24 protein-coding genes are annotated in these 22,309 nt (G+C 67.9%); 12 read left to right on the top strand and 12 right to left on the bottom strand.

Features of this window, described 5'->3' with window-relative positions; all coding sequences use genetic code 11:
- Positions 1–50: 50 nt before the first annotated feature.
- Both ACTJIL_RS06475 and ACTJIL_RS06470 read right to left on the bottom strand, forming a co-directional pair.
- Positions 51–482, bottom strand: coding sequence for an HIT family protein (locus ACTJIL_RS06475; RefSeq protein WP_440754728.1), 432 nt, complete (start codon positions 480–482; stop codon positions 51–53).
- A gap of 18 nt (positions 483–500) precedes the next feature.
- Positions 501–1,205, bottom strand: coding sequence for a dienelactone hydrolase family protein (locus tag ACTJIL_RS06470; RefSeq protein WP_440754727.1), 705 nt, complete (start codon positions 1,203–1,205; stop codon positions 501–503).
- Between the two features lie 86 nt (positions 1,206–1,291).
- Here ACTJIL_RS06470 and rimO point away from each other — a divergent pair, with 86 nt between their 5' ends.
- Both rimO and ACTJIL_RS06460 read left to right on the top strand, forming a co-directional pair.
- Positions 1,292–2,674, top strand: a complete 1,383-nt coding sequence (gene rimO / locus ACTJIL_RS06465) for a 30S ribosomal protein S12 methylthiotransferase RimO (protein WP_440754726.1) — start codon at positions 1,292–1,294, stop codon at positions 2,672–2,674.
- The gene (locus ACTJIL_RS06460; RefSeq protein ID WP_440754725.1) at positions 2,671–3,072 is read left to right on the top strand and encodes a hypothetical protein; all 402 of its coding nucleotides are present in this window, start codon (positions 2,671–2,673) and stop codon (positions 3,070–3,072) included. Before rimO ends, ACTJIL_RS06460 begins: the two co-directional genes overlap by 4 nt.
- 96 nt (positions 3,073–3,168) lie before the next feature.
- Here the strand turns inward: ACTJIL_RS06460 and greB are convergent, their stop codons facing one another.
- The 3 genes from greB to ACTJIL_RS06445 are packed head-to-tail and all read right to left on the bottom strand — an operon-like array spanning position 3,169 to position 5,798.
- The gene (gene greB / locus ACTJIL_RS06455; RefSeq protein ID WP_440754724.1) at positions 3,169–3,675 is read right to left on the bottom strand and encodes a transcription elongation factor GreB; all 507 of its coding nucleotides are present in this window, start codon (positions 3,673–3,675) and stop codon (positions 3,169–3,171) included.
- A gap of 9 nt (positions 3,676–3,684) precedes the next feature.
- Positions 3,685–4,209, bottom strand: a complete 525-nt coding sequence (locus tag ACTJIL_RS06450; protein WP_440754723.1) for a copper resistance protein NlpE — start codon at positions 4,207–4,209, stop codon at positions 3,685–3,687.
- Positions 4,210–4,268: 59 nt separating this feature from the next.
- Positions 4,269–5,798: a helicase HerA-like domain-containing protein gene (locus tag ACTJIL_RS06445; RefSeq protein ID WP_440754722.1), complete on the bottom strand. Its 1,530-nt coding sequence runs from the start codon at positions 5,796–5,798 to the stop codon at positions 4,269–4,271.
- Positions 5,799–5,909: 111 nt separating this feature from the next.
- On the opposite strand from ACTJIL_RS06445, the gene ACTJIL_RS06440 reads away from it, so the two are divergent.
- Positions 5,910–7,475, top strand: a complete 1,566-nt coding sequence (locus ACTJIL_RS06440) for a transglycosylase SLT domain-containing protein (RefSeq protein WP_440754721.1) — start codon at positions 5,910–5,912, stop codon at positions 7,473–7,475.
- Positions 7,476–7,772: 297 nt separating this feature from the next.
- On the opposite strand, the gene ACTJIL_RS06435 is transcribed toward ACTJIL_RS06440, so the two are convergent.
- The 3 genes from ACTJIL_RS06435 to ACTJIL_RS06425 form a co-directional block, all read right to left on the bottom strand.
- A complete protein-coding gene (locus tag ACTJIL_RS06435; protein ID WP_440754720.1) occupies positions 7,773–10,004 on the bottom strand; it encodes a M3 family metallopeptidase in 2,232 nt (743 codons plus the stop codon).
- Between the two features lie 246 nt (positions 10,005–10,250).
- Positions 10,251–10,451, bottom strand: coding sequence for a hypothetical protein (locus tag ACTJIL_RS06430; RefSeq protein WP_440754719.1), 201 nt, complete (start codon positions 10,449–10,451; stop codon positions 10,251–10,253).
- 258 nt (positions 10,452–10,709) lie between these two features.
- Positions 10,710–11,186, bottom strand: coding sequence for a hypothetical protein (locus tag ACTJIL_RS06425; RefSeq protein ID WP_440754718.1), 477 nt, complete (start codon positions 11,184–11,186; stop codon positions 10,710–10,712).
- Positions 11,187–11,725: 539 nt separating this feature from the next.
- Between ACTJIL_RS06425 and ACTJIL_RS06420 the strand changes: the two genes are divergently transcribed.
- The 5 genes from ACTJIL_RS06420 (at position 11,726) to ACTJIL_RS06400 (ending at position 14,924) form a co-directional block, all read left to right on the top strand.
- Positions 11,726–12,229, top strand: a complete 504-nt coding sequence (locus tag ACTJIL_RS06420) for a hypothetical protein (RefSeq protein ID WP_440754717.1) — start codon at positions 11,726–11,728, stop codon at positions 12,227–12,229.
- A 57-nt stretch (positions 12,230–12,286) separates the two neighbouring features.
- Positions 12,287–12,661 (top strand): hypothetical protein, encoded by a 375-nt coding sequence (locus ACTJIL_RS06415; RefSeq protein WP_440754716.1) that lies wholly within the window; start codon positions 12,287–12,289, stop codon positions 12,659–12,661.
- Between the two features lie 115 nt (positions 12,662–12,776).
- Entirely contained in the window at positions 12,777–13,727 is a 951-nt protein-coding gene (locus ACTJIL_RS06410; RefSeq protein ID WP_440755865.1) for an alpha/beta hydrolase, read from the top strand.
- A 58-nt stretch (positions 13,728–13,785) separates the two neighbouring features.
- Positions 13,786–14,163 carry a YkvA family protein gene (locus tag ACTJIL_RS06405; RefSeq protein WP_440754715.1) on the top strand — a complete coding sequence of 126 codons (378 nt, stop codon included), beginning with the start codon at positions 13,786–13,788 and terminating at the stop codon, positions 14,161–14,163.
- 257 nt (positions 14,164–14,420) lie between these two features.
- The gene (locus ACTJIL_RS06400; protein ID WP_440754714.1) at positions 14,421–14,924 is read left to right on the top strand and encodes a cupin domain-containing protein; all 504 of its coding nucleotides are present in this window, start codon (positions 14,421–14,423) and stop codon (positions 14,922–14,924) included.
- A gap of 109 nt (positions 14,925–15,033) precedes the next feature.
- Here the strand turns inward: ACTJIL_RS06400 and ACTJIL_RS06395 are convergent, their stop codons facing one another.
- Positions 15,034–15,714 carry a hypothetical protein gene (locus tag ACTJIL_RS06395; protein ID WP_440754713.1) on the bottom strand — a complete coding sequence of 227 codons (681 nt, stop codon included), beginning with the start codon at positions 15,712–15,714 and terminating at the stop codon, positions 15,034–15,036.
- A gap of 63 nt (positions 15,715–15,777) precedes the next feature.
- Between ACTJIL_RS06395 and ACTJIL_RS06390 the strand changes: the two genes are divergently transcribed.
- The gene (locus tag ACTJIL_RS06390) at positions 15,778–16,839 is read left to right on the top strand and encodes a hypothetical protein (protein ID WP_440754712.1); all 1,062 of its coding nucleotides are present in this window, start codon (positions 15,778–15,780) and stop codon (positions 16,837–16,839) included.
- Here the strand turns inward: ACTJIL_RS06390 and ACTJIL_RS06385 are convergent.
- A complete protein-coding gene (locus ACTJIL_RS06385; RefSeq protein WP_440754711.1) occupies positions 16,797–17,399 on the bottom strand; it encodes a hypothetical protein in 603 nt (200 codons plus the stop codon). The two genes, ACTJIL_RS06390 and ACTJIL_RS06385, sit on opposite strands and share 43 nt — an antisense overlap.
- 100 nt (positions 17,400–17,499) lie before the next feature.
- Here ACTJIL_RS06385 and ACTJIL_RS06380 point away from each other — a divergent pair, with 100 nt between their 5' ends.
- Together ACTJIL_RS06380 and ACTJIL_RS06375 are read left to right on the top strand one after the other, a co-directional pair.
- Complete coding sequence (locus tag ACTJIL_RS06380) at positions 17,500–17,982, top strand: glutathione peroxidase (RefSeq protein ID WP_440754710.1); 483 nt, start codon at positions 17,500–17,502, stop codon at positions 17,980–17,982.
- Positions 17,983–17,985: 3 nt separating this feature from the next.
- Entirely contained in the window at positions 17,986–18,372 is a 387-nt protein-coding gene (locus ACTJIL_RS06375) for a hypothetical protein (protein ID WP_440754709.1), read from the top strand.
- A gap of 42 nt (positions 18,373–18,414) precedes the next feature.
- On the opposite strand, the gene ACTJIL_RS06370 is transcribed toward ACTJIL_RS06375, so the two are convergent.
- Positions 18,415–18,957: a TlpA family protein disulfide reductase gene (locus tag ACTJIL_RS06370; protein ID WP_440754708.1), complete on the bottom strand. Its 543-nt coding sequence runs from the start codon at positions 18,955–18,957 to the stop codon at positions 18,415–18,417.
- A gap of 99 nt (positions 18,958–19,056) precedes the next feature.
- The gene (locus ACTJIL_RS06365; RefSeq protein WP_440754707.1) at positions 19,057–19,866 is read right to left on the bottom strand and encodes a ferredoxin--NADP reductase; all 810 of its coding nucleotides are present in this window, start codon (positions 19,864–19,866) and stop codon (positions 19,057–19,059) included.
- Positions 19,867–20,062: 196 nt separating this feature from the next.
- Between ACTJIL_RS06365 and ACTJIL_RS06360 the strand changes: the two genes are divergently transcribed.
- Positions 20,063–22,162: a TonB-dependent receptor family protein gene (locus ACTJIL_RS06360; protein ID WP_440755864.1), complete on the top strand. Its 2,100-nt coding sequence runs from the start codon at positions 20,063–20,065 to the stop codon at positions 22,160–22,162.
- The last annotated feature ends 147 nt before the right edge of the window (positions 22,163–22,309 follow it).

The following is a 22,309-nucleotide window of genomic DNA, read 5'->3' as shown; positions in this document are numbered from 1 at the left end:
GACAGGAAAAGGTAGAGGGAAACGTGCGTGTCATCGCGCGCCGGGCAGGCTCAGGCGCGCAGATACTCGTTGAGCGTATTGATGCGTTCGACCAGCGCCTCCGGCGTGTAGGGGCGCGCGGCCACCCGGCCCCAGACCGGCGCCGGCCACGCCGGGTCGTGCTCGAAGCGCGCGATCACGTGCACGTGCAGCTGCGGCACCAGGTTGCCGAGCGCGGCGACGTTGAGCTTGAACGGCGAGAACGCGTCGCGCAGCAGCCGCGACGCGCGGTCGATCTCGTCGCCCAGTTCGTGGCGCTGCCCGGCATCGAGGTCGACGAGTTCGCGCGCATCGACCGCGCGCGGCACCAGCACCAGCCAGGGGTAGTTGCTGTCGTCCATCAGGCGCAGCTCGCTGAGCGCGAACGACGCAACCGGATGGGTGTCGGCGGCCAGCTGCGGATGCAGCTGGTAGCGGTCTTGGTGGGCGGGCTTGCGTGGCATGGCGGTCTCCGGTGCGCTTCAGCGCAGCGCGTCGTGGAACAGCTGCAGCGTGCGCTCGTGGGCAAGCCGTGCGCTTGCCGGTTCGTAGGCGTTCGGGTCGACGTCGCGGTTGAAGGCGTGGCCGGCGTCCGGGTAGACGTAGGTGGCCGCATCCGGATGCTTCTCGCGATGGCGTGCGATGGCGTCCGCGTCGATGCTGCCGTCCTTGCCGCCGAAGTGGAACATCATCGGCGCGCGCAGCGTCTCGTCGAGGTAGGGCACGGTGCGCGCCCCGTAGTAGCTCACCGCGGGCAGGCCAAAGCGGGTGTTGGCCAGATAGGCGATGGTGCCGCCCCAGCAGAAGCCGACCGCGCCGACACGCGGCGCATTCCCGCTGCCGGCCTCGTTGGTCGAGGCCAGGGCCCCGCGCAGCCAGCCCGCGGCGGCATCGACGATCGCCAGCGCCCGGCCCGTGCCCAGTTCGCCCACCAGCTCGCGGCCGCGGCGGAAGCCTTCCTCGTCGTAATCCAGCTCCACGCCGCGTTCGACCGGGTCGAAAAGCGCCGGCGCCAGCGCCAGGTAGCCGTCGCCGGCATAGCCATCGGCCACGCTGCGCATGTGCGCATTCACGCCGAAGATCTCCTGGATCACCACCAGCGCGCCGCGCGGCGGCCCCTCGGGCCTTGCCACCCAGCCGCCGACCCGCCCGCTGCCCGGGACCTCGATCTCGACCTGCTCGCCCATGATGCAGCCTCCGCGGGGGTGCCGATTCAGAGGCCGATTCTAGCCCCACCGCTATAATCGCCGGCCTTCACGCCTCGCAGCACCGCATGTCCACGCCAGCTTCCCCCGCCAGCAATCCGCGCGTCGGCTTCGTCAGCCTCGGCTGCCCCAAGGCCCTGGTCGACTCCGAACGCATCCTCACCCAGCTCAAGGTCGAGGGCTACGACATCGTCCAGACCTACGACGACGCCGACGTGGTGGTGGTCAACACCTGCGGCTTCATCGACTCGGCGGTGGCCGAATCGCTGGACGCGATCGGCGAGGCGATGGCCGAGAACGGCAAGGTCATCGTCACCGGCTGCCTGGGCAAGCGCGAAGACGTGATCCGGCAGGCGCACCCGGGCGTGCTGTCGATCAGCGGCCCGCAGGACTACGCCAGCGTGATGGGTGCGGTGCACACCGCATTGCCGCCGAAGCACGACCCGTTCATCGACCTGGTCCCGCGCCGCGCGATGGATGACGACATCGGCGTCAAGCTCACCCCGCACCATTACGCCTACCTCAAGATTTCGGAAGGCTGCAACCACCGCTGCAGCTTCTGCATCATCCCGTCGATGCGCGGCGACCTGGTCTCGCGCCCGGTCGACGACGTGCTGCGCGAGGCCGAACGGCTGGTGCGCGGCGGCGTGCGCGAACTGCTGGTGATCTCGCAGGACACTTCGGCCTACGGCGTCGACGTGCGCTACGCCGAACGCGAATGGCGGGGCAGGGCCTACCAGACCCGGATGAAGGCGCTGTGCGAAGGCCTGTCCGAACTCGGCGTGTGGACGCGCCTGCATTACGTCTACCCGTATCCGCACGTCGACGACATCATCCCGCTGATGGCCGAGCGCAACGCCGAGGGCACGCCGAAGCTGCTGCCGTACCTCGACATCCCGTTCCAGCACGCCAGCCCGCGCGTGCTGAAGCTGATGAAGCGGCCGGGCGCGGTCGACAAGACCCTCGAGCGCATCCAGCGCTGGCGCGCGATCTGCCCGGACATCACCATCCGCTCCACCTTCATCGTCGGCTTCCCCGGCGAGACCGAGGCCGAGTTCGAAGAGCTGCTCGACTTCCTCGACGAAGCGCAGCTCGATCGCGTCGGCGCGTTCGCCTACTCGCCGGTCGAGGGGGCGAAGGCCAACGACCTGCCCGACCCGGTCGACGAGGACGTGAAGCAGGAACGCCTGGCGCGCTTCATGCAGCGGCAGGCGGACATCTCCACCGCCAAGCTCGAAGCCAAGGTCGGCAGCGTGCAGCGCTGCATCGTCGACGCGATCGACGGCGAGCTGGCGATCGCGCGCTCGATGGCCGACGCGCCGGAGATCGACGGCCTGGTCCAGGTGCAGGACGGCCGCGACGCCGGCCTGCGCCCGGGCGAATTCGTCGACGTGCGCATCATGGGCAGCGACGAGCACGACCTGTACGGCGAAGTGGACTACAACGCGTGACGCGCTTCGCCGCGGCAACACTGTTGGCGCTGCTGTCGATGGCCGTCACGTGGCCGGCAGCTGCGGCCGACCTGCTCAGCGGCAGCTACCGTCCCGCCGGCGAGCAGGTCGCACCGGACGCGCCCGCGCCGCTGCGCGTGGAGGCGGGCAATGGCGGCTGGACCGCGTGGTTCGACGGCCAGCCGCAGCCGATGCAGGAGATGGGCTGGGCGGGATTGGCGAAACTGTTTCCCAACGTATCGGGCGGCCACGACATCCAGTGTGGCGCCACCGGGCGGCTGGTGTTCTGCCACGTCGCCCCCGGCACGCCGCTGCCGGAATCCGACGCGGTCTCGTCCACCGGTTACTTCACCGCCGACACCAACGGTGACGTGTACGAGCTCGAACGCCTGCCCTGATCTGGCGCAGGAGCGCGGCTCTTGCAGGAGCGGCTTCAGTCGCGAGCTCTTACTGCAAAAGACGCGCATTACAGCCGTCGGGCGCGTAGCCCCGACCTACGGCTCGCCGTACTCCACCCCGACGATGAAGAACCGGCGCAGGCCTCCCGGCAGCTGCGCCTCGAACTCGTCGTCGACGCGCTTCTTCAACATCGCCCGCGCCAGCGGCGAATCGATGCTGATCCAGCCCAGCTTCGCGTCGGTCTCGTCGGGGCCGACGATGCGATACCGCGACAACTCGCCGCTCGCGGCATCCTCCACGTCCACCGCGGCGCCGAAGAACACCGCCTCGCGATCGCTCGGCACGGTATCCACCACGCGCAAGGTTTCCAGCCGCTTCGACAGGTAACGCACCCGGCGGTCGATCTCGCCCAGCTGCTTCTTGCGGTAGGTGTATTCGGCGTTCTCCGAGCGGTCGCCCTCGGCCGCGGCGGCGGCGAGGGCGCGGACCACTTCCGGCCGCCGCACCCGCCACAGGTCGTCGAGCTCGGCTTTCAGGCGTGCGTGCCCGGCCGGCGTGACCAGTGCGGTGCTTTTCTCGGCAGGTGGCCGCCAGCGTCCCAAGGCGTCCGCTTACTGCGCCGACATCGTGCGCCTGAGGCTGTAGTCCAGGCCGCTTTCGATCGCCTTGCCGTCGCCGTCGAGCATCCGCAGCTCGTCGTTCGACACCACTTCGTACAGGCGGTCCACTTCGTCCTTGCTGTTGGGATCCAGGCGGATGCGCTTGCCGGCTTCCTCGACGGTCCAGGTGCCGGCGCTGTCGAAGCTGGCATCGCGCTCCTGGTAGACATCGTGGGTGGTGTAGCTGCCATCGCCCTTGAGCTCGAGCGTGCTGTCGATGCCCGGGCAGTCGGCGCAGGGCAGGGTGCCCTTGAAGCTGCCGGCGAACGCGCGCACGTCGAGGCCTTCCGGCGCGGGGCTGTTGTCGACTTCCCTCAAGACGTCGGTGGGCGCTTCTTCGACCGCCGCAGGCGCGGCCGCCGTCGCGGCGGGCGCATCGGCGGCGGCAGGCGCGGCGCTGTCGCCGGAAGGCTTGCAGGCCGCAAGCGCGAGGGCGGCGGCGCACAGGGCGAGGGTGAACAGGGTGCGGTGCGTCATCGGATGCTCCATCGGGGGAAATGTGTCGGGGGAAATCTGCTTCGCGGGAACGGAAAACCTCAGCGCTTGCCGCCGAAGATGCTGCCCATCACGCCGCGCAGGATCTTGCGGCCCATCTGGCTGCCCACGGTGCGCGCGGTCTGCTTGGCCATGGTCTCGATCATCCCCTGCCGGCGCTTGGTACCGAACAGCGCGTCCTTGACCACGTCGCCCATGCCGCGCTCGCCGTCGTCGGCCGGCGTGGTGCGCGACGGCTTGTCCGTTGCCTTGGCGTCGGCCGCAGGCTCGGCGCGGCGTGCGGCAAGCATCTCGGCTGCCGATTCGCGGTTGACCGTCTTGTCGTACTTCGCGCCCACCGGGCTGCCGGCACGCGCGGTCGCGCGTTCGGCTTCGGTGATCGACCCCATCCGGCAGCGTGGCGGCGCGATCAGGGTCTTTTCGACCGGCATCGGCACGCCCTTGTCCTGCAGCGTCGACACCAGCGCCTCGCCGGTGCCGAGCTGGCCGATCGCCTTGGCCACGTCGAGGTCGGGGTTGGAAACGAAGGTCTCGGCCGCGGTCTTCACCGCCTTCTGGTCGCGCGGCGTGAACGCGCGCAGCGCGTGCTGCACGCGGTTGCCGAGCTGGCCGAGGATGTTGTCGGGTACGTCGTCGGGGAACTGCGAGCAGAAGTACACGCCCACGCCCTTGGAGCGGATCAGCCGCACCACCTGTTCGATGCGCTGCTGCAGCGCGGGCGGGGCGTCGTCGAACAGCAGGTGCGCCTCGTCGAACACGAACACCAGCTTCGGCTTGTCCAGGTCGCCCACTTCCGGCAACTGCTCGAACAGTTCCGACAGCAGCCACAGCAGGAAGCTCGAATACAGCCGCGGCTTCATGATCAGCTGGTCGGCGGCGAGGATGCCGATCACGCCGCGGCCGTCGGGCGTGGTGCGCATGAGGTCGGCCAGCTCCAGCGCCGGCTCGCCGAAGAACATGTCGCCGCCCTGCTGTTCGATCTGCAGGATCGCGCGCTGGATCGCGCCGACCGACTGCGTGCTGATCAACCCGTACTTGCCGGAAATCTCCTTGCGCGTCTCGCTGGCGTGGGCGAGCAGGGCGCGCAGGTCGGCGAGGTCGAGCAGCAGCCAGCCGTTGTCGTCGGCGAGCTTGAACACGATCTCCAGCACGCCCGACTGGGTGTCGTTGAGCTCCAGCATCCGCGCCAGCAACGTCGGCCCGATCTCGCTGACCGTGCTGCGCACCGGGTGGCCGAGCTTGCCGTACAGGTCCCAGAAGATCACCGGGCTGGCTTCGGAGGTGTAGCCGTCGATGCCGATCTCGGCGATCCGTGCCTGCAGCTTGTCGTTCAGCGTGCCCGCGGCGGCCAGGCCGGCGACGTCGCCCTTCACGTCGGCCATGAACACCGGCACGCCGATCCGCGAAAACCCCTCGGCGATGGTGGTCAGGGTGACCGTCTTGCCGGTGCCGGTGGCGCCGGCCACCAGCCCGTGGCGGTTGCCGAACTTCGGTTGCAGCCAGACCTTGCCCTGGCTTGCGGGCAGCGATGTGGGCGTGGTGACGGCCTTGCCGACGAGAATGGGGTCCATCGCATTGCCTCAGCGGAAGATGCAGCGATTCTAGCGAACGCGCGCGGTTGCCGCGCTTCACGCCGCAACGCTACCCTGCATGTCGCCTCTTGCCGGAACACCTTGCACCTCATGCCCGTCCTTGCCGTCACTTTCGCCCGCTGGGCGCCGCTCGCCGCCATCCTCCTGTCCGTCCTCTCCTTCGATGCCGCCGCGCTGTCCAGGCGCGACACCGCCGCGGTCGAGGCCCTCAACCAGCGCATGGCCGCCGCAGAGCAGCGCTACCGCGACGCGCTGGTGAAGGCCGGCAACGCCGAGCCCGGGGCGATCGAGCAGAGCAACGCCGCGATCGAGGACATGGAAGACGTGGTCGCCGCCTGCATGAAGCAGAAGGGCTGCCAGGTGAACGACCAGATGGCCGCGTTCAAGCGCCTGCTCAAGCTCAACGCCGACGCCGAGGCGGCGGACGACGAGAGCGGGGACGAAGGCGACCCGATGGACGCCGACCCCGACCACGCCGGCGAGATCGGCCTGGCCGCCAACGTGCCCGAAGCCGCGCGCGCCGCCGCCCTGCTCGACGACCGCAGCCACCGCTTCGACAAGATGGTGCAGTACAACCCCGCGGTGCAGGCCGGCATCCGCCGCTGGCTCACCGACATGCGCCCGTCGCTGATGGACAGCTACGAGAACTACGAATACCTGCGCCAGACCATGTGGCCGTCGTTCGAACGCGCCGGCCTGCCCGAGGCGCTGCTGTTCGGGATCATGGCCAAGGAGTCCAACGGCAAGGTCCACGCCACCTCGCGCGCCGGCGCCGCCGGGCCGATGCAGTTCATGTACGCCACCGGCAAGCGCTTCGGCCTGGGCGACGACGGCACCGGCTTCGACACCCGCTACGACCCGCGCGCCTCGGCCGAGGCCAGCGCCGCCTACCTCAACGAGCGTCTGGGGCAGCTCAACCACAGCATCGAGATGTCGCTGGCGGCCTACAACGGCGGCGAGGGCAGGGCGCTGCGCGTCTACCAGGGCAGCGGCGGACGCGGCTTCTGGGACGCCGACGTCTACAACCAGTTCCCCGCCGAGACCCGCGACTACGTGCCGATGGTGATCGCCGCGGCGTGGCTGTTCCTGCACCCCAAGCAGTACGGCCTGCACTTCCCCCGCGCGCGCACCCGCCCGGACCAGCTGAAGCTGGAAAAGCCCGCGTCGATCTACGAGCTGACCATTTGCCTGGGCAACGGCGGCACCCGCGACGGCTTCATGCGCGTGCTGCGCAACCTCAACCCGCGTTACCAGGCCGACAGCTGGCTCCCGGCCGGCACCACCCTGCGCGCCACCGCGCAGATCGCCAACCTCTACAGCCGCTATTGCGTCCGCGGCGCCCGCGCCGAGCTCGCCCAGCAACTGGTGATGAGCGACCCCGCCGCCGCAGTGGTCCACGTTGGCAGCGCCACCCCCGTCACCGGCGAGCCCACCGTCACCCCGATGGTTCCCGGCCCGACGACCATCGCCACCGGCGTCCCCACGCCCGCGAAGAAACCCCGCGAACACCGCGTCGCCAGCGGCGACACCCTGGTCTCGATTTCGCGTCGCTATTCGTGCGACACCAAGGTCCTGGCCAAGGCCAACCATCTGAAAGCCCCGCGCTACGCGATCCGCCAAGGGCAGCGGCTGAAGCTTGAGGGCTGCACGAAGTAGCCCCTAGCGGCTCCACGCGCGAACCCGCGGAGCCCCAGCCCCTGTAGGAGCGGCGGAAGCCGCGAGCCTTTGAAAGAGAAGAGCTCGCGGCTTCCGCCGCTCCTACAAGAGCCGCAGGTCGGGGCTACGCCCCCGATGCCTGCATCGCGTGCAGCCCTTCGAAGAGCTCGCGGCTTCCGCCGCTCCTACAAGAGCGGCGCGCGTCGTGTCCTGCACAACGAAAAAGCCGCCCGGTTTCCCGGACGGCTTCTCCACCAGGCAACCCGGGCCCGGCCAGGGCCAGGCCCGGGCCGCAGGTCACCCTTCCTTCGACTCTCCGGCCGGCTTCTCCGCCGGTACCGCGCCGTCCTCCGGCGCTTCCATCAGGCCACGCTTGATCAGCAGCGGCTTGATGTCCGGCCCGTGGCCGGTGAAGTCGACGAACAGCTGCGAGGCGTCCTTGCTGCCGCCGCGCGACAGCAGGGTGTCGCGGAAGCGGTCGCCGTTCTCGCGCTTCAGGCCGCCGTTCTGCTCGATCCACTGGGTGGTGTTCGCATCCAGCACCTCCGACCAGATGTACGCGTAATAGCCCGCCGCATACCCGCCCATGATGTGGCTGAAGTAGGGCGTGCGATAGCGCGGCGGCACCGGCGCGTAGTCGATGCCGTCCTTCGCCAGCGCCTTGGCCTCGAACGCCATGATCGAACCCGCATCCGGGATCTGGTCCGCCGGCAGCTGGTGGTAGCTCTGGTCCAGCATCGCCGCCCCCAGGTACTCGGTGGTCGCGAAGCCCTGGTTGAACTTCTGGCTCGCCATCACCTTGTCCAGCAGCGCCTGCGGCATCGCCTCGCCGGTCTGGTAGTGCTTGGCGTAGTTGGCCAGGATGCTCGGCCAGTCGGCCCACATCTCGTTGACCTGCGACGGGAACTCGACGAAGTCACGCGGCACGCTGGTGCCGCTGAAGTACGGATACTCCACGTTCGAGAACATGCCGTGCAGCGCATGGCCGAACTCGTGGAACGTGGTGGTCACCTCGTCCCAGGTCAGCAGCGTCGGCTTGCCGTCGGCGGGCTTGGGGATGTTGAGGTGGTTGGCCACCACCGGCTTGGTGTCCATCAGCCCGGACTGGCTCACGTAGCTGTTCATCCACGCACCGCCGCGCTTGGACGCACGTGCGTACGGGTCGAAGATGAAGATCGCCAGCTGCGAGCCGTCCTTGTCGGTCACGTCGTAGGTGAACGTGTCCGGGTGGTACTTCGGCAGGTCGGTGCGCTCCTTGAAGCTGATCCCGTAGAGCTGGTTGGCGGCGAAGAACACGCCGTTCTCCAGCACGTTCTTCATCTCCAGGTACGGCTTGAGCTGCGATTCGTCGAAGTCGAACTTCGCCTTGCGCACCTTCTCGGTGTAGAACGCCCAGTCCCACGGCTCGAGCTGGAACGTCGGCTCGCCCTTGGCGGCCTGCTCCTGGTCGATCATCGCCTGCAGGTCGGCCGCTTCCTTCTTCGCGTTGGCCACCGCGGCCGGCGCCAGCTGGCCGAGCATCTTGTTGACCGCCTCGGGGGTCTTGGCCGTCTCGTCGTCGAGCACGTAGGCGGCATAGGTGTCGAAGCCCAGCATCTTCGCCTTCTCGGCGCGCAGCTTGAGCACCTGGGCGACGATGGCGGTGTTGTCGTACTGGTTGCCGCGGCTGTTGCGCGCCACCGAAGCCTTGTGGATGCGCTCGCGCAGGGCGCGGTTGGTCAGCTGCGACAGCGGCGGCTGACCGGTGGTGTTGAGCAGGGTGACGACGTACTTGCCGTCGAGCTTGCGCTCCTTGGCCTTCTCGGCGGCGGTGGCGATCTGCTCGTCGGTCAGTCCGTCGAGCTGCGCCTTGTCGTCCACCACCACGGCCGATTCGTTGACCTCGGCCAGCACGTTCTGGCTGAACTGCGTGCCCAGCTTCGCCAGCTGGCCGTTGATGTCCTTCAGGCGCGTCTTGTCGGCATCGGCCAGGTTGGCGCCGCCGCGGACGAAGTCGGTGTAATAGCGCTCCACCAGCCGCTCGCCCTGTGCGTCCAGGCCCAGCGACGCGCGCTGGTCGTAGAGCGACTTGATGCGCGCGAACAGCTTGGCGTCCAGCCCGATCGCGTCGCGGTGCGCGGAGAACTTCGGCGCGTAGTCGGCGCGCAGCTTCTCGCGCACGGGGTTGGTATCGGTGCCGACGAGGTTGAAGAACACCGACGTGGCGCGGTCGAGCTCGCGGCCTGCCTTCTCCAGCGCGATGATCGTGTTGTCGAACGTGGCCGGCTCGGCGTTGCCGGCGATCGCCTGCACTTCCTTCAGGTGCTCGGCCATGCCGCGGTCGAACGCCGGCGCGAAATCGCTGTCGGCGATCTTGTTGAATTCGGGGTAGTGCAGCGGCAGCGGGCTGTCGACGGCGAACGGGTCGGCGTGGGCGGCCACGGCGGCCTTGTCTGGCGTGGCGGCGCTGTTCATGGGGGTGTCCTGGGCGAAAGCGGGCGCGGCGACGGCCATGGCGACGGCCAGCGCAGCGGCGAGCGGGTGCTTCATCGGGTGTTCCTCGTCGAATCGGACCCTGAAGACTACACGCCCCCCGCAGGCCCCCTACCCATGACCAAAGGCACAGGCCCCCGGCCCAGGCCCCGGTTACGGCGCGCCTTTCCGCAGGCGCGCAGCCGGGCGCGACGGCCCGGCCCGCGTCATCGGGCCGCGGCCCGCTGCGCGCCCATCGCAAGCGGTCCCGCCCATGCCGGCCACGGCGCAACCGCTGCCGCCTGTTTCGCCATCGGTGCCGCTTCAATCCGCATCCGGGCCGCTTTTTCCGCCGGCCATGCCCCCAAAAGGGGCAGCGCCGCCGCCCGAAACCGCAGCGTCGCCGCTTTCAACGGCACGCCTGCCGCTTTTTTCGCCACCACTGCCGCTTTCTTCGCCAGCGATGCCCCAAAAAGGGGCAGCGTTGCCGGTCCACAGCCGCAGCCGCGCCGCTTTTTTCGCCATCGCTGCCGCTCAACGCGGTAACACTGCCGCTTTTTGCGCCAGCCACGCCCCAACAAGGGGCAAGGCTGTCGCTGCCGATGGCAACGCCGCCGCTTCGGGCCCCGGCGCCGGCCCCACGCAGGGCTGCTGTCGCGCGTTGCCGCCAGGCCCACCGCCACGCCGTGCCGCCGCCCAAACAAAAAGCCGCATCGCTGCGGCTTTCTGTCCCCACCATGCCGCGCCCGGCGTCGCCGCCGGCGGGGCCTGTCGCATCCGGCGTCACGCGCCGTCGGGCGTCGCCTCGTCGCCCTGCCACGACGACTTTGCGAACCGCGCCCCCAATTCCTTGCGCAGTCCCTCCAGCCCCTGGTTCTTGCCCGACACCTTGAGCAGCGCATAGCCCTGCAGCGCCACCGACATCACGTCGCTGCCCAGCGCGATGTCCGAGTCCGACGCGCGCTCGGTCAGCCGCTGCAGCCGCAGCAGGATCGGCCGCAGCTGGTCCAGCGTGGCCAGGTCCGACTGCGCATCGGCCAGTCCCAGCCCCGGCGGCACGATCTGCGGGTTCTGCGCCAGGATCGTCAACGCTTGCCGCCCGAACGCCTCGGACTTGTCGCCCATCCGCACCAGCTTGCGGCGCTTGTCGGTGTTGAGCGCGATCAGCCCGGACAGCTGCGTCTCCAGCTCGGCCAGCGCGTTGTCGATGGCCGAGAGCTGGGCATCATTGAAAGTGAGGGAAATGAGGTTCTGGTTCACTGCACGGTTCCTTATGCATTCCATGTGGATGAAAAGCGGCCTGCGCCGCGCTTGTGCCGGCAAGCCCGCCGGCGAAGCCCCGCTGCCGGGCGTGCCGCGGTCCGTATCCGATCCGGACCGAACACACGCCAGCAGCGGGGCGGGAGTGACTTTGCCGGAAGAGGGGGCAGAGCCGTAATCAGCGCTCGCCGCGTTGGCGTGTAGGATTTTTCCTATAAACGACGCAGGAATCGCGAAGGCGCGAGGTCAGGATTTCCTGTAGGCAGGCGCGTCCGTCCTCGGCGCCCTTGCCGCCGCCAGCAGTCCATGTTCCATGACCAGCCCTTCGGTCCCGTGACAGGTCTGCGCTTCCAGGCGCAATCGATATGCGCTCTCCTTGACCGGATGTCTCGACAGCCTGCTGGGCCGGACGGCGACAGAGCCGGGTGATCATTTGATGCGGAATTTGTCTGATTGGCAGCTGCAATCAACTGCGGCATATTTCGCGCAACGCCCCATTTCGGAGGCAAGTAGGTGTTAGCCTTCACTGGAGAGTCTTGATGCGTCGTCAAATTACCGCTGACGAACTTGCAACGCTCTATCACGAAATCGGCGCATGCATTTGGCATATGCAGTATCTAGAAGACGCACTGCATAACTTCCTTACAATGAAGGTTGAACTTCGTGCACCTGGTTTGGTGGAAGAGCAAGAAGCTTTGGCTCTTTTGGCAAAACATCGGCGCGCTACTCTAGGGACCGCACTGAGAACTGCTGAAACTTCGGGAGCGCTTCCCGCACCTATACTGCTTCAGCTTCGCGCACTGAAAGAAGAGCGCGATTGGCTTGTCCATCGATCTATGCACCAAGACGGCAATAACCTCTACACAGATCATGGGCGCGGCACCGTCTTTGACCGTCTATCAGATATCCAGAGCCGCACATTCCACCTTAAAGAACAGATCGTCAAAGAAATCGAAGCCTTCTGTACAGAGCATGGGATCTCATCTTCTGAAGCAGATGAAGCCGCAAAGGAACAAGTCGCAGCATTGCGCGGTGAAGGCTAACAATTCATTCAAGCCGAAGCCGCTTCGCGGCTCGGCTTAATTCAAGCGCTAGATGCCATGAGCAAAGGTTCAGGGGCAGCACTAAAGCTTGTGATTACATCCTTCCTGGGTGTCGGGCTTGTTGCCGCATTCGCCACGACCACGCCAAAGCCATGGACGCTGACGATCATCGGGATAGGCCTGGGCTGCCTTTCCGGCCGCATCCGGTCACGAGCTATCTCTGCAGGTGTCACCGCAAGAACGGCGAATGCCCTCGGATGGCTCTGCTGCATCGGCCTCATGATCCTGGCCATGGCCTTTGCCGAGAACATGTTTGTTGGCGCATGGGCGGCCAGCTTCTTCGGGTACCTGTTGGCGGACCGCCTTTACTCGCCTCCAGCCTCCTTGCGCAAAGAGCGCGCGGCCCCTGGTGCTGTCACGGATGGCACCTGACAGCATTCAATCGAAAGCTGCTTTGCGGCTCGGATTAATCCAGGCGTTAGTCTCGCGATAAGTGACCCGCATGCTCAAGAAGCTCCTGTTCATGACGTTCGCCGCTGCCACGTTCATGGCCCAGGCTGCTGATCCGGGCAGTACAGGTCAGCGGCCTGCGACCACGAGTGCCTGGAAGCCGCCTGCAGGACTGACGCAAGCACGCATCTGGCCGGGTGCTTCCCCTGATATGCCAGAGGGTGGCAAGCCAGCGGAAGTAATGTTTAACGTGAAGAAGGTCCCGGGCCGCCACTACACGGGCATTACGGAAGTCACGGTTCCCACGATGACGGTATTCAAGCCGGTTGGCGAAAATACTGGCGCGGCAATCGTGGTGTTTCCCGGAGGCGGATTCCGACTGCTCGCAATTGATCTTGAAGGCACGGAGATATGTGAGTGGATTACGAGAAAGGGCATCACTTGCGTGCTGCTGAAGTATCGTGTCCCCAAGAGCAACCACTACTGGGATCGCGAAGAAGGGCGCCACGTCACTCCTGCTGTCCCCTTCGCGCTTCAGGACGCACAAAGAACAATCCGACTCGTGCGCGCCAACTCGGGTCAACTGGGCATAGACCCTTCCAAGATCGGAGTATTGGGAATGTCGGCGGGCGGGTATCTTGTCGCCCAAACCAGCAATATTTCCCAGGCCACGTACAGTCCGGTTGATGCGGCCGATAGCCTGAGTAGCCTGCCGGATTTCGCCATAGCGCTTTACCCTGGACACTTATGCCGCGAGGGAGCGACTCTCGACCCGACCATAGAGGTCAGTGAACGGACGCCCCCCACATTCCTCCTCGCGGCTTGGGACGATCCCACGAACAAGATCTGCAATACCACGGTCTATGCGCACGCCCTTGCCAGCGCCGGCGTCCCGATGGAGGTGCATGTGTTCGCTACAGGCGGACACGCGTTTGGGCTCCGACACCGTGAGCTTCCAATTGCGTCTTGGCCTTCCCTCGTCGAAACGTGGCTGAAGGCAATCAATGTGCTGGCGGCGCCGAGCTCGGCCTCTCAGGGTGAGGACTAACCATTCATTCAAGCCGGACCCGCTTCGCGGGTTGGCTTAGTTCAGGCGTCAGGTGCGCATGTCACGTCTTCGCAAATGGGCGAGAGAGTTGAAGCAGCAAGCTCTCGTCGTCTACTTCGCGGCTCGTGATCCGCGCTCTCCCTGGATCACACGGCTGCTGGCGCTTGGGGTCGCAGCATATGCGCTTAGCCCCATCGACCTCATCCCCGATTTCATCCCTGTCTTTGGCTATCTGGATGATCTGGTGATCGTCCCCTTGGGAGTGATGCTCGTCCTGCGCTTCGTCCCGGCCGAGGTTCTGGCCAGCGCACGGGCCAAAGCCAGTGACATGGTGGACAAGCCGACCAGTCCTGCCATGGCAATGGCAATCGTGGTGATCTGGGTTATTGCGATTGGCGCGCTGGGCCTTTGGGTGTGGCGGGCATTGCGCACGTGACAATTCGTTCAGGCCGAACCCGCTTTGCGGATCGGCTTGATTCAGGCGCCAGGTGCTTGTGGGGGCCGGGCCTACAGCGCACGCCGGGGCGGCCGATGGGGATGCCGGACTTCCCGGAACATTCGGTCTCCCGCAGTGGCATGTCGACCGGTCTTCGACTCCGTGCTTCCTGAATATGGTCGCCCGGCCGGTTCCCGCGCAGTCCTGCGTTGCCCACGGTTGCGGCGCTCCGTGCCGCAGGCCCTGGAGGTTCCCCCATGAAATCGATCCCGTTGTTTTTCCTGTTCGCGCTGTCGGGCAGCGCGCTCGCTGCCGACCCGGGCAAGCCCGATGCCCAGCCCGCCATGCAGCACGCGGTCGTCCACGCCGCCGATACCGCCTGGGGCCCGGGTCCGCCGGCGCTGCCGCCCGGGGTGCAGGCCGCGGTGCTGGCCGGTGATCCGGGCAAGGCAGGCAGTTTCACCCTGCGCCTGAAGATGCCGCCGGGCTATCGCGTCCCGCGCCATTGGCATCCCAGCGATGAAGCCGTGACCCTGGTCGCGGGCGACTTCACGCTGTCGATGGGCGAGGCCGCGGCGGCGCACGACGAGGCGCTGGCGCCGGGCGATTTCGTCAACCTGCCCGCGCAGATGCAGCACCAGGCCAGCACCCAGGGCGGCGCGGTGGTGCAGGTGCAGAGCATGGGACCCTTCGTGATCCATTACATCGACCCGAAGGACGATCCGCGCACGGCCGGCGCCGGGGACGACGTGCAGGATTGAGTGCGGCGGTTGCGCGCGGTCAAGCCCCGCGAGCAGGGCCCCTCGTCCCAGCCTGCAGGTCCCTTCTTCCCGCGATGCGGGGAGAAGGGACCGTGGCCGCTGCTGGTTTCTAGTCCAGCAGCTGGAACCCCACCACTGCGGCCAGGATCGCGGCGAGGATGGCGTAGTTGCCGTCGTCGTCGCGATGGCCGTAGCGGTAGCGGCTGTGGTAGCCGTCGTCGTAACCGCGCTGGAAGCCCTGGCGGAAGTAGTAGTTGTACTCGCCCTGCGGGATGTAATAGCCGTTGTAACCGTAGTTGGCGTCCAGGTATGCGTAGCTGTTGCGGTAGTCGTTGCGCCAGCCGTCCTGGCGGTCGGCGCGGCCGGCGTTCAGGCCTTCCCGGTAGCCGTAGTTGATGGCCTGGCGGATCAGGTCGGCGCCGTACTGGTTGGTCCGGTGCCAGCTGCCGCCGTAGGAATAGCGGTAGCGGTCGGGCGTGTAGTAGTACGGATCGTTGTAGGAGTTGTACTGGCGGGCGTTCCAGCGCACCTGCTGCTGGCGCAGGCGATCGTAGTACTGCTGCTGGTAGCGATACTGGGCCATGCGGCGCTGCTGCTGCAGCCTGTGGGCACGCCGCTCGGCGTCGCGTTGCCAGTCGCGGCGCTCCTGGCGATAGCGCTCGGCGCGCTGGCGCTCTTCGCGGATGCGGCGTTCCTGCTGCTCGCGGCTCAGGCGCCGTTGATCGTCGATCCGCTGGCGTGCGCGGCGGTCGTCGTCGACGCGGTCGCGCGGCAGGGTGCCGCCGACCATGCGCGGGGGTTCGCCGCGTTGGCGTTGCTGCTGGCGCCCGTCTGATTCGCGGGCCTCGCGGGCTTGCCGTTCGCGCGCCTGCTGTTCGCGTGCCTGTCGCGTGCGCGTGTCGCGCAGGCGGTCGGCCTGTTCACGGCGCTGCGACTGTTCGCGACGTTCGGCGATTCCACGATTGGTGCGCTGGTCATCGCGGCGCGCCTGCTCCCGTCGGGTCTGCTCTCGGCCGGCCTGCTCTCGTCGGGCCTGCTCCTGTCGGGCCTGTTGTCGCTGGGCCTGCTCCCGGGCCTGCTCCTGTCGGGCCTGCTGTCGCTGGGCCTGCTCCCGTTGCGCCTGCTGTCGCTGGGCTTGCTGTCGCTGGGCCTGGTTCCGGGCGTCGGCCTGCCGGCTGCGCTGTTCTTCGGCGCGGCGCTGGGCCTGCTGCTGGCGGGCGGCCTGCTCGCGCCTGGCGTCGTCGCGGGCTTCCGCCTGTCGCCGCTGCTCGCTGGCGCGACGTTGCGTTGCCTGCTGGCGCGCGGCCTGCTGGCGTTGTTCGCCCGCGCGGCGTTCGGCCTGCTGCCGGGCACTGTGTTGGCGCGCGGCCTGTTGGCGGGCGTCCTGGCCGCGCCGGGCATCCTGGCGGTCATCGCGGCGCTCGGCCTGCTGGCGCTTCTGCTGCTCGGCGCGTGCCTTGTCGTGCTTCTTGTCCTGCTGGACGCGTTCGCTGTCCTGGTTATCGCGGGCCGCTGCAGGCGCTGCCATGCCCATGGCCAGGATCGCAGCGAGCGCGATCGAACCCAGGATCTGTCGGGAGGGGGAGAGTTTCATGTCGGTCACCTTCAACGGCATGCCAACGTATCGGTTGGCCCGAAGCCCACTTTGCGCGTGCGCGATGAATGGGCTCTGAGGCCGGCCAATGGCATTCAGCGCGCGGCATGGGTAACCGTTTACAGGGTGCGGGTTTGCGGAAACCCGCGGCTGAGGCCGCTCCCGCTGGGGCGTGTTTGTGGACGAAGGGAGTTGGTATGGCGCAGGGCGCGTGACCCGGCCCGGGGCGCGGATTGCCCGCACCGCCTTGCCGAGTACGCGCCTGCCGACGAGGCGCGTTACAGGGTCTCGAACTGGCGCACGATCCACGAGACCTGGTAAGCGAGGCTGGCGATCACGAAGGTGGCGTGGAAACGGCGGTTGGGGGTGATCATCGCGATCGCGCACAGCACGACGTAGGCGAGGCTGCGCAGTTCGAGTTCGGGGCCGAAGCCATCGAAATAGCCGCGGCCCTTGATCCAGGTGTCGCCCAGGTCGACCACGTACGCCAGGCCGAGCAGGCCGAAGAACCATTTACGGCGCGAGAAGAAGTAATCGCGGTAGTCGCGGTAGCCCTCGAGGCTGTCGGGGAAGATGATCGCGCACAGCAGGTACAGCAGCAGCGCATACAGCGCGACGAACAGGTACAACGCGAACGTCCACTGGACCGTGCCGACCAGCCGGAATTCCCACCACCAGAAGTGCAGCAGGTAGAGGAACATCGACACTGCCCACAGCAGGTGCACCCAATAGGTACGCTGGCGTACGGGGATATCGATGATGCGGGCGAAGTGGCGCAGCAGGTGGGTCAGGCCCAGGCCGACGACCATGCCCAGCACCACCCGTACGTGCATGTACTGGCTGGCCAGCGTCTCGACGTGCTCGGTCGGGGGCGGCTGCATCGGCCGATTGTCGGTGCGCCCGGCGCTGCCCGCAAGCGGGCTTGCCACTGCGCCCGCGGAGTTGTCTGATAGGCGGCAGCCAAGCGAGGACCGCATCGCCATGACCACCGCCTACGACTTCTCCGCCGTCGACATCGACGGCCACGACAGATCCCTGTCCGACTACGCCGGCAAGGTGCTGCTGGTGGTCAACGTGGCCTCGAAATGCGGGTTCACGCCGCAATACGCGGGGCTGGAGCAGCTGTGGCGCGACTACCGCGACCGCGGGCTGGTGGTGCTGGGTTTCCCGTGTGACCAGTTCGGCCACCAGGAGCCGGGCAACGAGGCGGAGATCCGGAACTTCTGCTCGCTGACCTACGAGGTGGATTTCCCGATGTTCGCCAAGGTCGACGTCAATGGCGACGGCGCGCATCCGCTGTGGAAATGGTTGAAGGACGAGAAGGGCGGCTTCCTCGGCCTGGATGCGATCAAGTGGAATTTCAGCAAGTTCCTGGTCGGCCGCGACGGCAGGGTGATCGCGCGCTATGCGCCGACCGACAAGCCTGAGTCGCTGGTGGACGACATCGAAGCGGCGCTGGGCTGACCCGTGGCCACGGACGGTTACCGCATCGGGATCACGCCGCACGGCAAGAGCCTGCGGGTGCACGTTGCCGGCGAAGCCAACGTGGAGGCCACGCAGGCCTACTGGCGCGAGATCGCGAAGGTGGCGCGCGAGCGTGGTGCGGATTCGCTGCTGCTCATCGATGAACTGACCGGCCAGCCGCTGGACGAATCGGACTGGCTGTCGGTGGTGACCAGCCTGCAGGGCGAGGGCCTGGAGCGGCTGCGCATCGCCCACGTCAAGCCGCAGGGGCTGCAGCAGGTGGAGTTCTGCGAGATCTTCGCGCGCGATGCCGGCATCGAGGCGCGCGTGTTCGAGAACGAGACTCTGGCCGATATCTGGCTGCGCTACGGCGAGCGGCCGCTGCCGTAGCCGCGGCGCCGGGGTCCTTTTGCAGGGACGCCGCGCGCGGGGTCAGCCGTTGGCGGGCTTCGCCAATGCTTCCGGCGGCAGCAGCGCGAGCATTTCCTGGATGAAGCCGTCGATCATTTCTTCCGAGTAGCCGCGGTGGACGTGCGCGACCTTGCCGTCGACGCCGATGATGAACATGTTCGGCAGCGAGGTGACGCCGTAGGTGTCGCTGATCCGCCCGGGCGTGTCGCGGATGTAGCGCAGCGGGATGCCCTTGTTGGCGCGGACCACGGCGTTGAAGTCGCGCCGCTCCTCCTTGACGTTGACCGCGATGACTTCGAGGTGTTCGCGGCCGACGATCGATTGCACCTTGCCCAGCACCGGCAGCTCGCGCCTGCACGGCCCGCACCAAGACGCCCAGAAGGTGACGATCACCACCTTGCCGCGGTACTGGCTGACGGTGACCGGATTGCCGTCGCGGTCGTTGCCGAGTTCGTCGGGCGGGATGTCGCCCGGCCGCGGCTGCGCCGGACGGTCCTGGTCCGCGCCGGCGGGCGAGGCGGGCAGCATGCACAGCGCGGCGGCCATGCAGGCCGCGATCAGCATCGTCTTCAGTCCCCATCCCCCCGTTGGATGGCGGGAGCATATCCGGCGGCGAGGGGCGTGCCAAACCCCGAAATCGTGGATCGGGGCGACGGGCCGGATCTACTTTTCGACGAAGGCGCGCTCGAACACGTAGTGGCCGGGGACGCCGATGCGCGGAGCGGCGGTAAACCCGCGGGCGTCGAGCAGGCCGCGGAAGTCGGCCAGCATCTGCGGGCTGCCGCAGATCATGGCGCGGTCGTGTTCTGCATCGAGCGGCGGCAGGCCGAGGTCGCCGGCCATGCGGCCGCTGTCGAGCAGGGAGGTGAGGCGGCCGCGCTGGTCGCGGCCGTCGAACACGAAGTCCTGGCGCGAGACCGCCGGGTAGTACAGCAGTTTCTGCGCGATCTGCTCGCCGAGGAACTCGTGCCGCGGCAGCTCGTTGACGATGTAGTCGCGGTAGGCGAGGTCGTCGGCGTTGCGCACGCCGTGGCAGAGCACGACGTGTTCGAAGCGTTCGTAGGTCTCCGGGTCCTTGACGATCGCCAGCCACGGGGCGAGGCCGGTGCCGGTGCCCAGCAGGTAGAGGTTGCGGCCCGGGTGCAGGTCGTGGATCAGCAAGGTGCCGGTGGGCTTGCGGCCGACCAGGACGCTGTCGCCGGGGCGGATGTCCTTGAGCCGCGAGGTCAGCGGGCCGTTGGGGACCTTGATGCTGAAGAACTCCAGCTGCTCTTCCCAGTTGGCGCTCGCGATCGAATACGCGCGCAGCAGCGGCCTGGACGAGCCGTCCGCCTGCGGGACGTCCAGCCCGATCATCACGAACTGGCCGTTGTCGAAGCGGAAACCGTCGTCGCGGGTGGTGGTGAAGCTGAAGTAGTCGTCCGTCCAGTGACGGACATCCAGCACCGTTTCGGTGCCAAATGCGGAGGACATGCGGGGAGGGGGGTGGACTGCGAGACGCGCATTTTAGCCGATACGCCGCGGGGCCGCGCCGAATGACGCCGTTCCCGCAAGAGCGCGCTGGTCGCGGCCATACTGTTGGCTGGTGTTTCGCGGAGATCACATGAGCGACTGGTGCCGGCCCCGGTGGGCCCGAAAAGCGGCAGGGACGACGTGCCTGGTGCTGGCCATGCCGTGCGGCGCGCTTGCGGCGCCGCCGACCGGTGGCAATGCGGCTGCGGCGACCGAGCTCGACCGCGTGGTCGTCACCGCCACGCGCCAGCCCGATGACGCGCTGCTGGTGCCGGCCGCGGTCGACGTGGTCGATGCCGCCGACCTGCATCGTGCGCAACCGGGGTTGAGCCTGTCCGAATCGCTGCAGCGGGTACCGGGCGTGGTCGCGCGCGACCGCCAGAACCAGGCGCAGGGCCTGCAGGTGTCGATCCGCGGCTTCGGCGCGCGTTCCACGTTCGGGATCCGCGGCGTGCGCCTGTACAGCGACGGCATCCCGGCGACGATGCCCGACGGCCAGGGCCAGGTGTCGCACTTCATGCCCGGTTCGGCCGGCCGCATCGAGGTGCTGCGCGGGCCGTTCTCGGCGCTGTACGGCAATTCGTCCGGCGGCGTGATCTCGATGTTCAGCGCCGATCCGCCGGTGGCGCCGGAGCTTTCGATGGGCATCGATGCCGGCAGCGACGGACTGCGGCGCGAGTCGCTGTCGTGGCATGCGCCATGGCGCGGCGATCGCGACGGCGGCGCGCTGGTGGATGGCGAAGTCGTGGACGGCGACGGCTTCCGCGATCACAGCGCGTCGCGGCAGGTGACCGGGCAGGCGGTGTTCAAGGGCGGGTTCGGCGACGGTGGCCGCTACACCGTGCTGCTCAACTCGCACGACCTGCGCGCGGACGATCCGCAGGGTCTCACTGCCGCGCAGCTGCGCGGCGACCGGCGCGCGGCCAGCGCCGGCGCGTTGAACTTCGACACCCGCAAGACCGTGCACCAGGACCAGGCCGGCGTGCATGTCGAGCAACCGCTGTCGGCGCACCATGCGTTGTCGCTGACCGCCTACGGCGGCACCCGCGACACCACGCAGATGCTGTCGATCCCGGTGTTCGTGCAGGCCAACCCGCTGCAGGGCGGCGGCGCGATCGACCTCGACCGCCAGTACGGCGGCGCCGACCTGCGCTGGCGCTGGAGCACGCAGGTGCTGGAGCGGCCGTTCTCGCTGGTGGCCGGCGTCGAGTACAGCGAATCCGGCGAGCGCCGCCGCGGCTACGAGAACTTCGTCGGCGCGCAGCTGGGCGTGGTCGGCGCGCTGCGCCGCGACGAAGGCAACCGCGTCAGCGGGCGCGATGCCTACCTGCAGGCGGACTGGCAGCCGGGCGACCGCTGGCGCATCAACCTCGGCCTGCGCCACAGCCAGGTGCGCTTCGCATCCGACGACGACTACGTCACCGCCGACAACCCCGACGACAGCGGCCGCCTGCGGTACTCGCGCAGCTCGCCGGTGGCGGGCGTGCTGTTCCGCGTCACGCCCACCACCAGCGTGTATGCCAACGCCGGCGGCGGCTTCGAGACGCCGACGTTCTCGGAGCTGGCATATCGCGCCGATGGCGCCAGCGGCCTCAACGACCTGCGCGCGGCGCGCAGCCGCAATGCGGAGGTGGGTGTGCGTGGCCGCGGCCAGGGGCTGGAATATTCCGCGGCGCTGTTCGACAGCCGCACGCGCGGCGAACTGGTGGTGGTGGCCAACGAGGGCGGGCGCAGCATCTACGCCAATGCCGGGGTCACGCGCCGCCGCGGCGCGGAGTTGTCGCTGTCCGGCGCGCTGTCGCCGCGCTGGCGCTACGCGGCCGCGTACACCTTCCTCGACGCGCGCTATGGCAGCGACTTCGCCACCTGCGCCGCAGCCCCCTGTGGCGATGGCGACGTCTTGATCGAGGACGGCCATCGCATCCCGGGGCTGTCGCGCCACGCCGCCTGGGCGGAACTGCGCTGGGGCATCGACGCGGATACCGACCTCATCCTCGACGGACGCTTCGCCGACCGGGTGTACGTCGACGACGGCAGCGACGAAAGCGCGCCGGCATATGCGGTATTCGATCTTGCCGCCGAGCGCCGCTTCGAGGCGTTCGGCCTGCAATGGCGCGGCTATGCGCGGATCGAGAACCTGTTCGACCGCGAGTACGTGGGCTCGGTGATCGTCAACGATGGCAACGGCCGCTATTACGAGCCGGCGCCGGGGCGGGGCTGGGTGATCGGGCTGCGTGCGCGCAAGGCGTTCGATTGACGCGGGCACGGGCGCGGGAGCCGGACCGGCAGGAGCGTACCCGGGCGCGACGATGAAACGTCCGCGTCGGGCGGAAGACGATGTCGATTTCCTGCGGGAGCGGCTTCAGTCGCGAGCGCCTTTCCGGATCGCCGGGACATCGGGAAA

Origin of the sequence: Luteimonas sp. 22616, from assembly GCF_052044325.1 — a bacterium.
GTDB lineage: Bacteria > Pseudomonadota > Gammaproteobacteria > Xanthomonadales > Xanthomonadaceae > Luteimonas.
This window is presented reverse-complemented; position numbering and strand designations above follow the sequence as displayed.